The sequence below is a fragment of the Nocardioides sp. FY1077 genome (genome assembly GCF_058681775.1).
Map to the genome: position 1 here is coordinate 330,313 of NZ_JBZWDB010000005.1, position 15,993 is coordinate 346,305.

Annotated in this window: 12 protein-coding genes; 10 read left to right on the forward strand and 2 right to left on the reverse strand. The window is 76.2% G+C overall.

All coding sequences use genetic code 11. The features are described 5' to 3' along the window. Positions 1 to 184 precede the first annotated feature (184 nt). The 10 genes from helR to AC4OR8_RS18735 all read left to right on the forward strand — a co-directional run bounded on the left by helR (position 185) and on the right by AC4OR8_RS18735 (position 10,402). Positions 185 to 2,479, forward strand: a complete 2,295-nt coding sequence (gene helR, locus AC4OR8_RS18690) for an RNA polymerase recycling motor ATPase HelR (protein WP_492167114.1) — start codon at positions 185 to 187, stop codon at positions 2,477 to 2,479. 28 nt (positions 2,480 to 2,507) lie between these two features. Beyond that, positions 2,508 to 2,897 (forward strand): PaaI family thioesterase, encoded by a 390-nt coding sequence (locus tag AC4OR8_RS18695; protein ID WP_492167115.1) that lies wholly within the window; start codon positions 2,508 to 2,510, stop codon positions 2,895 to 2,897. Between the two features lie 93 nt (positions 2,898 to 2,990). Beyond that, complete coding sequence (locus AC4OR8_RS18700; RefSeq protein WP_492167116.1) at positions 2,991 to 4,052, forward strand: NAD-dependent epimerase/dehydratase family protein; 1,062 nt, start codon at positions 2,991 to 2,993, stop codon at positions 4,050 to 4,052. Then, on the forward strand, positions 4,049 to 4,924 hold the full coding sequence (locus tag AC4OR8_RS18705; protein WP_492167117.1) for a UbiA family prenyltransferase: 876 nt from the start codon (positions 4,049 to 4,051) through the stop codon (positions 4,922 to 4,924). Before AC4OR8_RS18700 ends, AC4OR8_RS18705 begins: the two co-directional genes overlap by 4 nt. Then, the gene (locus tag AC4OR8_RS18710; RefSeq protein ID WP_492167118.1) at positions 4,921 to 6,162 is read left to right on the forward strand and encodes an NAD(P)/FAD-dependent oxidoreductase; all 1,242 of its coding nucleotides are present in this window, start codon (positions 4,921 to 4,923) and stop codon (positions 6,160 to 6,162) included. Before AC4OR8_RS18705 ends, AC4OR8_RS18710 begins: the two co-directional genes overlap by 4 nt. Position 6,163: 1 nt before the next feature. Next, entirely contained in the window at positions 6,164 to 7,240 is a 1,077-nt protein-coding gene (locus AC4OR8_RS18715) for a type III polyketide synthase (protein WP_492167119.1), read from the forward strand. Continuing rightward, positions 7,237 to 7,755, forward strand: a complete 519-nt coding sequence (locus AC4OR8_RS18720; protein WP_492167120.1) for an isoprenylcysteine carboxyl methyltransferase family protein — start codon at positions 7,237 to 7,239, stop codon at positions 7,753 to 7,755. Before AC4OR8_RS18715 ends, AC4OR8_RS18720 begins: the two co-directional genes overlap by 4 nt. Further along, positions 7,752 to 8,795: an NAD(P)/FAD-dependent oxidoreductase gene (locus AC4OR8_RS18725; protein ID WP_492167121.1), complete on the forward strand. Its 1,044-nt coding sequence runs from the start codon at positions 7,752 to 7,754 to the stop codon at positions 8,793 to 8,795. Before AC4OR8_RS18720 ends, AC4OR8_RS18725 begins: the two co-directional genes overlap by 4 nt. Positions 8,796 to 9,074: 279 nt before the next feature. Next, positions 9,075 to 9,440: a hypothetical protein gene (locus AC4OR8_RS18730; protein WP_492167122.1), complete on the forward strand. Its 366-nt coding sequence runs from the start codon at positions 9,075 to 9,077 to the stop codon at positions 9,438 to 9,440. 101 nt (positions 9,441 to 9,541) lie between these two features. Continuing rightward, positions 9,542 to 10,402 carry a helix-turn-helix domain-containing protein gene (locus AC4OR8_RS18735; protein ID WP_492167123.1) on the forward strand — a complete coding sequence of 287 codons (861 nt, stop codon included), beginning with the start codon at positions 9,542 to 9,544 and terminating at the stop codon, positions 10,400 to 10,402. Between the two features lie 60 nt (positions 10,403 to 10,462). On the opposite strand, the gene AC4OR8_RS18740 is transcribed toward AC4OR8_RS18735, so the two are convergent. Together AC4OR8_RS18740 and AC4OR8_RS18745 are read right to left on the reverse strand one after the other, a co-directional pair. After that, positions 10,463 to 12,940: a hypothetical protein gene (locus tag AC4OR8_RS18740; protein ID WP_492167124.1), complete on the reverse strand. Its 2,478-nt coding sequence runs from the start codon at positions 12,938 to 12,940 to the stop codon at positions 10,463 to 10,465. Between the two features lie 137 nt (positions 12,941 to 13,077). Beyond that, the gene (locus tag AC4OR8_RS18745) at positions 13,078 to 15,942 is read right to left on the reverse strand and encodes a fibrinogen-like YCDxxxxGGGW domain-containing protein (protein WP_492167125.1); all 2,865 of its coding nucleotides are present in this window, start codon (positions 15,940 to 15,942) and stop codon (positions 13,078 to 13,080) included. Between the last annotated feature and the right edge of the window lie 51 nt (positions 15,943 to 15,993).

Here is a 15,993-nt window from a genome sequence, read left to right on the forward strand (position 1 = left end):
GTGCGTGCCGAGGTCGCTCCTCGACCGGCGGCGGGCTCACGCCGGGAGGTGCGGGAGGGACGACGTCTCCCTCCGTTCTCAACGTATAGCGCACCAGGGGTCTTGCGGCAAGACCCCTGTCGCGTCCCAGAATCGCCGGCCGTGGCCGCGACGAGGCGGCCGGGGAGCGACGGGGGAGCACGTGATGGGGAGCAGGACGAAGGACGAGCGGGCGGCGGTCTTCGCCCTGCCCGACCGGCTGGCCGCGAAGGCCGACCCGCGGCTGGTGGGCGACGACGAGCGACACCTGGGCGCCGTGGGCACCGCCCTGGCGGACGCCGTCGCCGAGGTGTCCGAGCGGCTGGCGGTCGCGCGCCGCGGCGCTGGGGGCAGCGGGCAGCGGGCGCTCGACCGCGACCAGGAGGTGCACCGGCTCACCGCACGCCTGCGCGGGCTGCGTCGCCTCGACGTCGCCGCGTGCCTGGGGCGCATGGTGGCCGCCACCAGCCCGGGCGAGGACCAGGACGCCGGGCAGCCGACGTACGTCGGTCGCACCGGTCTCGCCGACCACGACGGGCAGCGGCTGCTCGTCGACTGGCGCTCGCCGGCGGCGGCGCCGTTCTTCGGCGCCACCCACGCCGACCCGATGGGCCTGGCGAGCCGTCGGCGCTACCGGTGGACCGGGGCGCGTGTCACCGACTACTGGGACGAGGTGTTCACCGCCGACGGGCTCGAGGGGCACGCCGCGCTCGACGACCAGTCGGCGTTCGTGGCCAGCCTGGGCGCGAGCCGCACGCCGCGGATGCGCGACGTGCTCGCCACCATCCAGGCCGACCAGGACGCGATCATCCGCGCGGGCTCGCGCGGCGTGCTGGTCGTCGACGGTGGCCCCGGCACGGGCAAGACCGTGGTGGCGCTGCACCGCACGGCCTACCTGCTGTACGCCGACCCGCGGCTGGGTCACCGCCGGGGCGGGGTGCTGGTCGTGGGTCCGAGCCGGCCCTACCTGTCCTACGTCGCCGACGTGCTGCCCCGCCTCGGCGAGGAGGGCGTGCAGACCTGCACGGTGCGCGACCTGGTGCCGGAGGGGGCCTCGGCCGGCCCCGAGGCCGACCCGCGGGTCGCCGCGCTGAAGGCCGGCCTCGACCTCGTGGCGGCGATCGAGCCCGCCGTGGCGCTCTACGAGGAGCCGCCGACCGAGCCGCTGGTGGTGGAGACCCCGTGGGCGCAGGTGCGGGTCAGCCCGCGGGAGTGGGCCGAGGTGGTCACCGCCCCCGACCCCGGCACCCCCCACAACGAGGCGCGCGAGCAGGTGTGGGAGGCGCTGGTCACGCTGCTGGTCGACCAGCACGACCTCGACGACGGCCCGGACGACCTCGACGCTGGCCGGGACCCCGACGAGGACCCGTGGTCGGAGGGCGCCGGCGCCGCGGTCACCCCCGACCTGGTGCGTCGGGCACTGGGCACGAACGCCGAGCTGGTCGAGGCGTTCGACCGGGCCTGGCCGCTGCTGGAGGCCACCGACGTGGTGGGCGACCTGTGGACGGTGCCGGCGTACCTGCGCCGGTGCGCCCCGGGCCTGTCGCCCGAGGAGGTCCGCCTGCTGCAGCGCGCCGACCCGGCGGCGTGGACCACCGCCGACCTGCCGCTGCTCGACGCGGCACGCCACCGGCTGGGTGACCCCGGGGCGGCACGACGGCGTCGGCGCAGGGCGGCCGCGGACGCCGCGGAGCGGGCCCGGATGGACCAGGTCGTCGACGACCTGGTGGCCACCGACGACTCCGACATGCAGGTGATGTCGATGCTGCGCGGCGACGACCTGCGTGACGGGCTGGTCGACGACGAGGTGGTGCCCGGCGAGGCGGCCGACCTGCTGCTGGGGCCGTTCGCCCACGTCGTCGTCGACGAGGCCCAGGAGCTCACCGACGCGGAGTGGGCGATGGTCGTGCGCCGGTGCCCGTCGCGCAGCCTGACCGTCGTCGGCGACCGCGCCCAGTCGCGCCGGGAGTTCGCGGAGTCGTGGGAGCAGCGCCTCGACCGGGTCGGCCTCGGCGCGGCGCGGGTCGCCACCCTCGGCGTGAACTACCGCACGCCGCAGGAGGTGATGGACCACGCCGCACCGCTGGTGCGGGCCCTCCTGCCCGACGCGCAGGTGCCGACGGCGGTACGACGTACCGGGGTGCCGGTGGGGCATGGCCACGTCGACGACCTGCCCCAGGTCGTCGACGCGTGGCTGGCCGCGCACGCCGAGGGCACTGCCTGCGTCATCGCGACCGGTGAGCCGGACCCGCCGACCGCACGGCTCGTGGGGCGGTCGTCGCGGGTGCGGTGGCTCACCCCGCAGCTGGCCAAGGGCCTGGAGTTCGACCTGGTCGTGCTGGTCGACCCCGACGGGTTCGGCGTCGGCGTGGCGGGGGCGGTCGACCGCTACGTCGCGATGACCCGCGCCACCCAGCGGCTCGTGGTGCTCGACCCCGCCGGGTCGCGGCCCGGCCGTTGACCCGGCGCCGGGCGGGTACCCGGCAGGCATGACCGACCCCGAGAGCCCTGACGGGCAGACCTTCACCGACGTGATCGGCGTGCACGCGCGCACCGCGGACGACGGGCACGCCCGCCTCGAGCTCGACGCCGGCGCGCGCCACCTCAACCCGGCCGGCACGGTGCACGGCGGCGTGCTGGCCACGATGGTCGACACCGCGATGGGGCAGGCCGTGCGCAGCAGCACCGGCGACGACGACGTGCCGGCCACCAGCCAGCTCACCGTCACCTACCTGCGCCCCGGGAAGCCGGGCACCCTGGTGGCCACCGCCGAGGTGCGCAAGCGCGGCGACGACATCACGGTCTGCGAGGCCGAGGTCGCGCAGGACGGCAAGGCCCTGGTGCACGCCGTCGCGACGTTCGCCCTGCTCCACCGTTGACCCGCGGCGCCGCCCGGCTGCCGTCGGGGTGAGGCGCCGCGGCGGCAACCGTGCCACGCTCGACCAGCACGCACCACAGCCTTGGGAGGCAGCATGAAGGTCGTCGTCACCGGCGCCACGGGCAACATCGGGACGGCGCTGCTGCGCCGTCTCTCCACCGACGGCCACGACGTGGTCGGGCTCGCCCGGCGGGTGCCGGACGGACCCGTCGTCGGCGAGCGGCCCGAGTGGCACTCGGTCGACCTGACGCAGGTGGCGCCCGACGAGCTGGCCCGCCTCTTCGCGGGGGCCGACGCGGTCGTCCACCTCGCCTGGGGGTTCCAGCCCTCCCACGACCTCGACTACCTCGCCGAGCTCGGGGTGGGCGGCACCCGCCGGGTCACCGAGGCGGTCGTGGCCGCCGGGGTGCCGCACCTCGTGCACATGTCGTCGGTGGGGGCCTACTCCCCGCGCAGCGACGACCGCCCCGTCGACGAGTCGTGGCCCACCGACGGCGTGCCGAGCGCCCGCTACAGCCGCCACAAGTCGGCCGGCGAGCGGATCCTCGACGAGCTCGAGGCCGCCCCCGGTGCGCCCACCGTCACCCGGCTGCGTCCCGGCATCGTCGGCCAACGCTCCGCCGGCAGCGCCCTGCTGCGCTACGGCCTGCCCGGCCTGGTGCCCTCGCGCGCGATCGACTGGCTGCCGGTGCTGCCGCTCGACCGTCGTCTGGCCATCCCGGTGGTGCACACCGACGACGTCGCCGACGCCATCGCGCGGGTGCTCGACCAGGAGGCCGGCGGGGCGTTCAACCTCGCCGCCGAGGCCCCGCTGACGGCCGCCGACATCGCCCACGTGCTGGGTGCGCGCCTCGTGCACGTGCCCTCCCAGCTGATGCGGCCGGCGGTCTCCGCGGGCTGGCACCTGCGCCTGCAGCAGCTCGACACCGGCTGGTTCGACATGGCCTTCGCCCTGCCGCTGCTCGACACCACGAAGGCCCGCACCGAGCTGGGCTGGACGCCGTCGCACGACGCCGTCTCGGTGCTGCGCGAGGTCGTCGACGGCATGCGCTCGCGGGCCTCGGGCCCCACCGCGGTGCTGCGCCCGCGCACCGTCGTCGGGGCCGTCGGCTCCGCCCTGCGGAACGGCCCGGTGCACCGACGGCCGCGTCCGTGACCACCACGGCCTCGCCGGGCGGCGGGGCGACCACGGGAGGCGGCGGGGGCGCGGCGGCACAGGTCGCCGGGCTCGTGCGCACCTCCCACCCCGGTCCCGCGGTCGCCGTGACGGCGCTCGCGGGGCTGCTGGCCGTCGACGCCGGCCTGCCGGCGACGACGGTGGCGGTCGTGGCCCTCGCCGTGGCCGCGGGCCACCTGACCGTGGGGTGGGTCAACGACCTCGTCGACGCCCCGCGCGACCGCGCGGTGGGCCGCACCGACAAGCCCCTGGCCACCGGCGAGGTCGGTGGCAAGGTGGTCGCCACGGCCACCGCGCTGGCGGGCGCGGCCTGCGTGGTGCTGTCGCTCGCGCTGGGGTGGCGCAGCGGACTGGTGCACCTCGGTCTCGGGATCGCTTCGGCCCACGCCTACAACCTCGGCCTGAAGGCCACGGCCTGGTCGTGGCTGCCGTACGCCGTCACGTTCGGCACGCTGCCGGCCGTGGCGAGCCTGGCCGGCCCCGGAGGTGCCTCCGACGCCGGGTGGCCGGCCTGGTGGCTGCTCGCCGCCGGGGCGACCCTCGGCGTGGGCGCCCACCTGCTCAACGCGCTGCCCGACCTCGCCGACGACCTGAGCACCGGCGTGCGCGGGCTGCCGCACCGCCTCGGTGAGGCGCGGGCCCGCGCGCTGGCCGCCCTCCTGCTCGTGGTGGCCTCGCTGCTCGCCGCGCTCGGCCCGGCCGGCCGGGCGCAGGTGTGGGTGCTGGCCGCGCTCGTCGTGGTGCTCGCGCTGGCAGTGGTGGCGCTGCGCGGTCGGGGCGCGGTGCCGTTCCGCGCGGCTGTCGCCGTGGCCCTGCTCGACGTCGTGCTGCTCGTGGCCGGCGGCTCGTGAGCGGCGACGGCGTCGACGTCGACCTCGCCGTGGTCGGGGCCGGTCCCGCCGGCGCGGCGGCGGCCCTCGGCGCGCTGCACGCCGACCCCACGCTGCGCGTCGCGCTGATCGACCGCGCCGACTTCCCCCGCGACAAGGCCTGCGGCGACGGCGTCGCCCCCCAGGTGCTCGACCGCCTCGCCGAGGTGGGCGTCACCGGCCTGCTCGACGACCGCGTGCCGGTGTCGCGGCTGCGACTGCTGCGCGACGGCCACGAGGTCGACCGGGTCACCGCCCGCCCGTCGTACGTCGTGCCGCGCCGGGTGCTCGACGCCCGGCTGGTCGACGCCGCCTGCGCGGCCGGCGCCGTGCTGCTGCGCCGCCGGGTGCGCACCGTCGACGTGGGACCCGACGGGGTGTGCCTCGACGGCGACCTCCGGGCCGCGCTGGTGGTGGGCGCCGACGGCGCACGGTCGGTGGTGCGCCGCGGCCTGGGCCACGCCCCCGGCCCGATGGCGCTCGCGCTGCGCGGCTACGCCCCGGTCGCGCCCGAGCGCACCGACGCGCAGGTCATCGTGTTCGGCACGACCCGGCAGCCGGCGTACGCCTGGTCCTTCGACCGCGGCGACGGCCTGGCCAACGTCGGCTACGGCGAGGTGCTGGGCCACCGGCCGGCGCCCCACCGGGCCGACCTGCTCGAGCACCTCGAGGAGCTGCTGCCCGGCGCCACCCGCGGCGGCCATGACTGGGTCGGCCACCACCTGCCGCTGTCGGGCGCGCGCTGGCGTCCCCCGACGGGGCGGGTGATGCTCGTCGGCGACGCCGCGGGCCTGGTCAACCCGCTCACCGGTGAGGGCATCTACTACGCGGTCGTCACCGGCATCGAGGCCGGCCGCGCAGCCGCCCGGTCCCTCGCCGCGGGCGACCCCGACGCAGCCGGACGCCGCTACTCACGCGCCGCACGTGCGCACCTGTTCCCGCACCTGCGCCACACCGCGGCCGCGGCCCGGCTCACCCGCAGCGGGCCGGCGCTCGGCGCCGGGCTGCGGGCCTCGGCACGCGACCAGCGGGTCTTCGACGACCTCGTCGAGCTCGGCCTGGCCCGCGGCCGGATCACGCCCACCGTCGTCCGGGGCCTGGTCGGCGCCCTGGCCCGCCCCGACCGCACCCGCCACCACGACCCCCACCGCCCGCCACACCGCCAGCCCGACCGCCAGCCCGACCGCCAGCACGGCCCACCGGCCGTCGAGGAGACCTGACATGCGCATCCTGAGCGTCCGCGGCGCGTTGCCGCCCCACCGCTACGACCAGGCGGAGATCACCGAGGTGTTCGTCGACGACATGCTGAGCGGGCAGGTCAGCCGCGGCGTCGTCGAGCGGTTCCACCGCAACGCCTGCGTCGACACGCGGCACACCGCGCTGCCGCTGGAGCGCTACGGCACGCTGCGCGACTTCGGGGAGTCCAACGACGCCTTCATCGAGGCCGGCGTGCAGCTCGGGGCGCAGGCGGTGGTGGACGCGCTCAAGGCCGTCGACCTGACGCCCGCCGACGTCGACCTCGTGGTCTCCGCGACCGTCACCGGCCTGGCGGTGCCCTCGCTCGAGGCCCGCGTGGCGGCGCTGACCGGCATGCGCCAGGACGTCGTCCGGGTGCCGCTGGTGGGGCTGGGCTGCGTGGCCGGTGCGGCCGGCGTCGCGCGCCTGCACGACTACCTCGTGGGCCACCCCGACGCGGTGGCGGTGCTGATGAGCGTCGAGCTCTGCTCGCTGACCCTGCAGCGCGACGACACCTCCGTGCCGAACCTCGTGGCCAGCGGCCTGTTCGGCGACGGCGCCGCCGCGGTGGTGGCCGCGGGCTCCCGCCGCGCCGCCCAGCTCACCGCGTCGAGCGCCCCGCAGCCGGAGGTGCTGGCCAGCCGCAGCCGGCTCTACCCCGACTCCGAGCGCACCATGGGCTGGGACGTCGGCGCCGGCGGGCTGAAGATCGTGCTCGACAGCGCCGTGCCCGACCTCGTGCGCGAGCACGTCGGCGGCGACGTGCGCGGGTTCCTGGCCGACCACGGACTCACCTCCGACGACGTCGAGTGGTACGTCGCCCACCCGGGCGGCCCCAAGGTGCTGGAGGCGCTGCAGGAGGCGCTCGGCGTCGAGCGCGAGGCGCTCGCGCTGACCTGGGACTCCCTGCGCCGCATCGGCAACCTGTCGTCGGCCTCGGTGCTGCACGTGCTGGCCGACACCCTGGAGACCCGGCCGCCGCGGCCGGGGTCGTACGGGCTGATGCTGGCCATGGGGCCGGGGTTCTGCTCCGAGCTGGTGCTGCTGCGGGCGCCGGCATGAGCGAGGTGCTGTTCACGGTCCTCGTGGTCGTCGTCGGCCTCGAGCGGCTCGCCGAGCTGGTGGTCTCCAAGCGCAACGCAGCCTGGGCGATGGCCCGTGGCGGGGTGGAGACCGGGCAGGGCCACTACCCCGTGATGGTGGTGCTGCACGTCGGGCTGCTGGCCGGCTGCGTGGCCGAGGTGTGGCTGACCGACCGGCCGTTCGTGCCGCTGCTGGGCTGGCTGGCGCTGGGCGCGGTCGTGGTGTGCCAGGCGCTGCGGTGGTGGTGCATCCGGTCCCTGGGGCCGCTGTGGAACACCCGGGTGATCGTGGTGCCCGGCGTCCCGCTGGTGCGCTCCGGGCCCTACCGCTGGCTGGCCCACCCCAACTACGTCGTGGTGGTCGTCGAGGGCGCCGCGCTGCCGCTGGTGCACACCGCCTGGGTCACCGCGCTGGTGTTCTTCGTGGCCGACGCGGCGCTGCTGCGGGTGCGGGTGCGCGAGGAGAGCCGCGCGCTGAGCGAGGTGGCGGCGTGAGCGCCCGTGAGGTCGACCTGCTGGTCGCCGGCGGCGGCCCGGCCGGCCTGGTCACCGCCCTGCACGCCGCCCGCGCCGGCCTCGACGTGGAGGTCTGGGAGCCGCGTGGCCCGGGCGTCGACAAGGCGTGCGGCGAGGGGCTGATGCCCGGGGCGCTGGCTGCGCTGCAGGGCCTCGGCGTCGACCCGGCCGGTCATCCGTTCCACGGCATCCGCTACGTCGCCGGCGCCCGCCAGGTCGAGGCGCGCTTCCGTGTCGGGCCCGGGCGCGGCATCCGGCGCACCACCCTGCACGACGCGCTGCTCGAGGCGACGCTGGCCGCCGGCGCGCGGGTCGAGCAGCGCAGCGTGGGTCGCATCGTGCAGGACGACGACGCCGTCACCGCCGGCGAGGTGCGCGCGCGTCACCTGGTCGCCGCCGACGGGCTGCACTCGCCGGTGCGTCGCGGTCTCGGCCTCGACCGGCCCGGCACCGGGCGCCCCCGCTTCGGCCTGCGGCGTCACTTCGTGACCGCGCCCTGGTCGCCGTTCGTGGAGGTGCACTGGGCGCGCGAGGTGGAGGCCTACGTGACGCCGGTGGCGCCCGACGTCGTCGGCGTGGCGGTGCTGGCCGACACCAAGGGCGGCTTCGACGACCGGCTGCGGGCCCTGCCGGGCCTGGCCGGCCTGCTGGAGGGCTGCGAGCCGGCCAGCGACGTGCGGGGCGCCGGGCCGCTGCGCCAGGGCGCGACCCGCCGGGTCGCCGGCCGGGTGCTGCTGGTGGGTGACGCCGGTGGGTACGTCGACGCCCTCACCGGCGAGGGCCTCGCGCTCGCCTTCGCCCAGGCCGGCGCGGCGGTCGACGCGATCGTCGACGGGCGCGCCGAGCGCTACGAGCGCGACTGGCACCGGCTCACCCGCCGCTACCGCTGGCTCACCGCCGCGCTGCTCGCGGGCACCCGCCCGGCGGTGGCGCGCCGCTCGGTGGTGCCGGCAGCCCAGCTGATGCCTGTGGTGTTCGGTGGCGCGGTCAACGCGCTCGCCCGCCCCGTCGGCGCCTGAGCGGCCCCGGTCGGTGGCCCGGGGCGACGTGCGTCATCGCCCGACCCGCTCCAGGAGCGCCAGCGCTGCGGTGGTGCGGGGGAGCAGGGCGAAGGACGCCTCGGCCCGCTCCACGTCGAGCCGCAGCCGCTCCGGAAGCTGCCACCGCACGGGCCCGGGCGCCGCGCCCGGTCGCCGCGCCGGCCGGCGTACGTCCACCCCGAGACGCCCACCCGGATCCGGCCCACGGGTCCGCCCCGCCACCACCCCTTGCGACCAGGGCTCGGGTAGACACGCGGCATGAGCTACCGACTGAGCCGCCTGATGTCCACCGCCACCGCCGGGTACGGCGCCTTCGCGCTCGTGCGCCCCGAGCACCTCGGCTCCGCGCTCGAAGCCGACCGCTCCGAGCAGGACGGCTACGACCTGCTGGCCCGCACCTACGGCGTGCGCGACGTCTCGATCAGCACCCTGGGCGTGCTCGGCTCCGACCGCGTCGTGCGCGCCGCGATGGCGCTGCGCATCGCGGGCGACCTCGGCGACTGCGCGCTGCTGGCGAGCCGCACCCAGGGCGCCGTGCGCCGCAAGGTGGTCGCGGTGACGCTGGGCTGGGGCGCGCTGAACACCGTCGCGCTGGTGCTCGACGCGCGGCGCGCCCGCGGCTGACCGCACACCCTCCCGGAGGGCCGGGAGGTCCCGGTGCGCCGGGCAGCGGGGGGTGCACCAGGACCCCCGCTGCGCGGCGGACCCCGCCCTACGATGGGGCGGTGAGCGAGAAGCCGAACGCCCTGGGCGCGTTCCTCAGTGCCAGGCGGGCCCAGGTGACGCCGCAGCAGGCGGGCATCCCCGACCGGGGGGTGCGGCGCGTGCCCGGTCTGCGGCGCGAGGAGGTCGCGATGCTGGCCGGCATCAGCGCCGACTACTACCTGCGCCTCGAGCGGGGCCGCGACCGCCACCCGTCGGTGCAGGTGCTCGGGTCGATCGCCCGCGTGCTCCAGCTCGACGACGAGCACCTGGCCCACCTGCTGTCGCTGGTCGCCGACCGCCCGCCGAGGCGGCGCTCCCGCCCACGCCCCGAGACCGTGCCGCCGAGCGCGCTGCGGCTGCTGGGCTCGCTGGTGCAGCCCGCCTTCATCGAGGGCCGGTACTTCGACATCCTCGCGGCCAACGACCTCGCCGGAGCGCTGTCACCGGGCCTGGTCGTCGGGGGCAACCAGCTCCGGGACTTCTTCCTCGACCCCGCCGAGCAGGCCTACTACCCCGACTGGGAGGCGATGACCGAGTGCTTCATCGCCAACCTGCGCCAGGCCGTTGGCACCGACATCGACGACCCCCGCTTCATCGAGCTCACCGGCGAGCTGTCGCTGGCCAGCCCCACGTTCAGTCGGCTGTGGGCGCGCCACGAGGTGCGCGGACAGCGCGCGACGGCCGTCAGGTTCGACCACCCGCAGGTCGGTGAGCTGGTGCTCAACCGCGACCGCCTGAGCATCGACGGCGCCGACGGGCTCAAGCTCGTCGTCTACCACCCCGACGCCGGCTCCGAGAACGCCGAGAAGCTGTCGCTGCTGGCCTCCGCGGGCCTGCCCACCCAGGACGCCCACGGCGCCGGCACGCGCACCCGCCCCTGACTGGCCCCCGGACCCCGGCCGACGTGCTGCCGAGGCCCGGGGAGGTCCGGGGGAGCCCGGTCAGGACCGCCGCGGGAGGGTGAAGGTGACGGTGCCGACCGCGCGGTCGACGGTGTCGGTGCCGAGGTAGACCACCCGCAGCGTGACCTGGCCCTGGCGCAGCCGGCGCCGCGACAGGTCGACCGTCACGCGGCCGCGGCGCAGGGTCGCGCGGCGTACCAGGTCGCCGTTGCCGCGTCGCAGCTCGACCTTGCCGTCGGCCGGGCCGTCCGGCGTGGTGACCGTGACCTGCAGCCGCACCGTGCGGCGCACGATGCGCAGGACCTTCGCGGTGACCACGGCACGCGCCGGCGTGGGCCCGCCCGGGGCCGCGACGGTGACCGCCAGCGACATGGACGCCGCGAGATGGGTGCGCGTGCGGTCGAAGCTCAGCGCCAGGGTGTGGGTGCCGACGTCCAGCAGGCCCGCCGGCAGCGTGGTGGAGAAGGTGCCGCTGGTGACGGTGGCGCGGGCGAGCTCCTGGCCGTCTGCGGAGACGGTGACGGTCCCGGAGGCGGCGGTGCCCGACCGCACGGTGCCGGCGACGCGGATGCCGCCGGTGCCGGTCGTCGTGGCCTCCGCGGTGATCACCGTCGCCCCGCGCCCGACCGTGAACTCGTCGATGACCCAGGGCGCGGTGTCGGGCTGCTTGACGTCGTAGACCCACGTGGTGACCGTGCGGGCGGCGGTGTCGAGGGCGGTGAAGACGCACAGGTCGTTGCTCTGCACGAACGGCAGCGGCACCCCGTCGGGGTTCTCGAACGGCTCGACCGACGGCAGGATCGGCTCGAGACCGCCCGGGTTGCCCAGCGCCAGGTAGTTGTCGGCGTCCCAGGGAGCCGGCGGCACCGGCCGCACCCGGTTGGAGAGGCTGTCGAAGGCGCCGTAGGTGTTGCCGGTGTTGGAGGTCTCCATCCAGTTCGTGCCGCCCTCGGAGCGGTAGCGGTTCCACAGGTGGCTGTGGCCGTTGAGCACCAGGTCGGTGCCGGCGTCCTCCAGCAGCGGCTGCAGGTCGTGCAGCAGCATGTTGTCCTCGGGGTGGTACTCGTAGCGCACCGACGTCAGGGCGCCGCTGGAGTCGCGGGTCTCGATCCGGTCGGGCTCGGCGAAGACCGGCATGATGTTGTCGCCGATGCCCTGCGGGCCCTCGTGCAGCACCACGACGGTGATCGGGGCGCTGAGGTACTCCTCGCTCCGCAGCTCCTCCTCCAGCCACCGGTACTGCTCGCTGCCGACGGCCAGCGACTCGAAGACGAACTCCCCGTGACCCTGCGCCATCGGGTCGCCCAGGCTGCCCACGGCCTCCTGGTAGCGGCTGCGCGAGGTGCGGGCGGCGGGGTCGGCCACGGCCGTGGCGTTGCGCCAGATCCGGGTCGAGAACAGGCTGATCAGCCGCACGTCGCCGACCGTGGTGGCGTAGTACTTCTTGCCGCCCGGGGAGTCCTCGGGCAGCGAGAAGATCTCCTCGTAGGTGCGGGTGCTCCAGGTGTTGTCCTCGAGCCACTGCGCCTCGACCGCCGGGTCGCCGGTCGGGTTCACCGTGGCGGCGACGTCGTCGTAGGCGCGGCGCGCGACGTCGACCGGGACGGGGGAGTCGAAGGAGGTGTTCAGCGACGTCATGCCGGCGCGGCGGCCCTGCACCTCGTGGTTGCCGATCGCCGGGTAGAGCGTCGCGGACTGCACGATCTCCCCGCCGACGTAAGAGCGGCCACCGGTGGACACGCGGCCGCCTCGGCCTTGCAGCGAGGGGAAGAAGCCGCTGCCGCGGGTGTCGTCGAACCACTCCGAGGCGCGGTCGGGGATGTTCACCAGGTCGCCGGCGAGGAAGACGGCGTCGATGGTGCCGAGGGTCGCCTTGGCCAGCTGGAGGTTGGCGGGGGTGTTGACCATCGCCTGGTGGTCGCTGGTCAGCAGGATCGTGAGGCCCTGGCCGGGTTTCGCCGCGGGCGCGAGCTCGAAGGTCCCCGAGGCCCCGAACGCCTCGCCGTCGGTGCTCACGACGCGGTACGGCGTGCGCTGGCCCAGGCCGGTGGCGACCGCCTCGTGGCGGTGCACCTCGCGCGTCACGATGCCGGCCTCCACCGACGGCGGCGAGGGGATGTTGGAGCGGGAGTCCTCACCGACCCGGGAGAGGCGGGACGAGGCGGCCGGGAAGACACGGACGCCGGCGGGCGGCGCCCCGGCCGCGGCGGCGACCAGCTGCTCGTCGGTGAGCGTCTCGACGGCAGCGCCGACGAGCAGGGTGTGGGCGGCGCCGGCGTACTCGGTCATCCACACCACCGACACCCCGTCGGCGGCGGGCGCCTGGAGGAAGGGGTCGGTGAGCAGGGCGAGCGTGCCGGCGCGGGCGGTGGACAGCGCGCGGGCGGCCCGGGCGGTCCGGGCGGACGCCGGGGCGGAGACGGCCGCGGGAGCGAGCGCGAGGACGGAGGCGGTGACGGCGCCCGCCTTGACGACGGTGCGGCGCGACCAGGGGGACGAGGGGGAGACGGAGGGCACGATGGCTTCTTTCGGAGGTGGGCGACGGCCCGACCCGGGCCGGGCGACGCCGTCACGCTAGGTATCGCGGGAAGCCACCGCGTGAACGACCGACGACCGCCGACCACACATCCGACGACCCCGACCCGCCCCGCCGGCTAGCGGGTCGTCAGCGTGGCGTCGAGGTCAAAGCTGACGTCGCGGGTCCCGCGGTAGTTGAGGTGGGTCTCCACCGCGATCGTGTTCACGCCGTCGACGAGGAGGCCGACGGGGACCTCCACCACCACCGGTGCCGCCCGGGCGACGGTCGTCGAGCGGGCCGACGAGGCGTACGACGTCGACGTCACCGTCCCGTCGCGCATGTTCGCCCGGGCGATCTCCGTGCCGTTGACGTGCACCACGACGCCGTCGTCGGCGACGGTGCCCAGCACCAGCCGGGTCGCGCTCTCCGCGTCCGGGACCGTGAAGGTCCGGGTGAAGTAGGCGGTGACGGGACGCTCGGCCGTGGTGGCGTACCCGTCGATGTCGGTGGCGAGCGGGACCGTGGTGCCGAAGCCGAGCACGGCGTCGCCGACCCGCCAGGTCGAGGCGTCGAAGGACGGGGCCGCCCACGCGGTCGGGGGAGCGCCGGCCTCGTAGCGGTACCGCCAGGCCGACCCGGGTGCCACCACCACCGACTCGCGGGTGGACGCGTCGTCGGTGACCTGCACCACCGGCGTGCTGGCCGAGATGTTGCCCGCGGCGTCCGCGGACCGCACGGCGTAGCGGTCCTCGCCGCCCCGGGGCACGACGACGGTGACCTCGGAGGTGGTCGCGACCGTGCGGTCGTCGCGCAGCACCTGGTAGTCGACGCCCGGCTCCGGGGACGCCGCCCAGGACAGGGTGACCTCCTCGGCGGTGCGGGAGACCACCCGCAGCGCGGACGGGCTCGCCGGCGCGGTGGCATCGGCCAGGGGGAAGCGGGCGAAGCCGCCGGACCACCGCGCCTGCTGGGCGTTGGTCCGCACCGAGCGGATGTCACCTCCGGCCCACACGGTCCCGGTGGAGTCGGCCGCCAGCGCCCAGATGCCCTGGTTCAGGCGCAGGTCGAACGTCGGCACGAACTGCGGGAGGCGTCGTCCGGTCGCGGCGTCCCAGGCGCCGAACCACCCGATGGCGTCGGCCTGGGTCCAGCCGCTGCCCAACGCCGGCCAGGTGAAGGCGTCGGAGTAGCCGAACTGGTCGCAGTGGCACCCGGCGTAGACGACCCCGCGGTCGCTGGTGATGGCCTGCACGTCGCCGTGGTTCTTGAAGATGTCGCCCTGCTGGCGGGCGAAGGTCGAGCGGTCGAAGCGGAACAGGCTGTGCTCCGAGCCGCCGACCCAGACGCGGTCGCCCACCTCGCGGATCGCCTGCTGGTGGTTGGCCGACCCGCTCCACGTCGGGCTCCAGGTCGGGGTCACCAGCGGGGCGCCTGCGGCGTTCGACAGCGCGGCCACCTTCTTCGCAGCCGTGCCCTGCGAGGTGGTGAAGTAGCCCGCGGCGTAGACGCGGCTGAGGTCGTCGGTGGCGTCGACGTCGATGACGGTGCCGTTCAGGCCAGGGTTCCAGCCCGTGCTCGGCGTGCCGTCGGTCGCCGACAGCCGCGCCAGCCCACGCATGTACGTCGGCGTGGTGCGGGTGCCGCCGCTGGCGTGGGTGAGCGCTCCGCCGACGTACACGTACGGGCCGGCCACGTCGAGGGCCCGCACCCGCAGGAGCCCGTTGGTGGTGCGGTCCTCGAGCCGTGCCCGCCAGGTCGTGCTGGTCGCGCCGGTGTCGGGGTCGAGGGCGACGATCGCGGTGGCCGGGGCGCCGTTGGCGGAGGTGAAGTCCCCGCCGGCGAGGACCTGCCCGCTCGGGAGGGTCGCCAGGGCACGCACCTGCTCGTCGAGCACCGGGCGGAACGAGCGCACCAGCTCGCCGGTCGCGACGTCGAAGGCGGCGAGGAACGGCTGCTCGACGCGGTCGGTGCCGGTCCCGTCGCGCTGCACGGCGGCGAAGTTGCCGCCGACGTACATCCGTCCGCGCGACTCGGTGAAGGCCTGCACCTCGACGCTTCCCTCCAGTGAGGCGTCCCCGGCGGTCCCGGTGACGCCCCAGGGGGAGGGCAGCGCGGTCGAGCGCGGCACGGCCGGTCGGGTCCGGGCGGGCGTGCCGGCGTCGGGCACGCGGGGGTAGGCGGCGCTGGTCGACAGCACCCGCGGGCGGATCCACACCTGGGTCGAGGGCAGAGCGTTGCCGCCGCCCGTCGCCGAGTAGAGGTGGGACGTGGCGCTGGTGCTGCCGGCGACCTGCGAGCCGTAGGCGAACCCCTGCCGGTAGCCCATCGCTGCCGACGTCGTGGTGACCACGCGGCGGCGCGCCTGGTCGCCCCCGAAGCTGGGCGAGGTGCCGCCGGTCCCCGAGTAGGAGTCGAAGGACCACGCGGCGAGGCGGTGCTCCGCGCCGAACGTCCAGGCCCAGCGGGAGCGTTCGGCGAAGCGCACCCGGACCTCCTGCCACGCCGTCCCCGCGGTGTCGGCCGCCCGGCGCAGCCGCACCCCCTCGGCCAGGGCGTCCACCCGACCACCCCCGAGAAGGGCGTCGACGGTGTCGGCCGGCAGCTGGTGGGTCTCGGGACCCATGGGCACGGTGTCGGGCGTCAGCAGGGCGGCCGCGCTGCCCGTGCCCTCGTAGGAGCTGGTCCAGGCGTCGCGGCCCTTGCCGACGAGCACCCAGCCACCACCGTCGGTGACCAGGTCGCAGTAGAACCGCGCCGGCTCGGTCATCGTGGGGGTGAGCAGCCAGTAGGTGCCGCTGGGCGAGCCCGGTGCGGCCTGGTCGACCTCCCAGCAGCTGCCCGCCGCCGTCGCCGGCGTGGTGCCCAGGGGGGCCGAGGCGACCTCGGCTGCGGCGACCGGGCCGGGTGCCGAGACGGTCGGCGGAGCCGCGACGGCGAGCAGGGTGGTGGGCACGACGGTCGCGGCGGCGACCAGGGCGGCGGTGGTGCGACGGACGGGCACGGCTGGACCCCCACGATCGGCGACGCGGGCGCAGGTCACCCGACGCTGTCC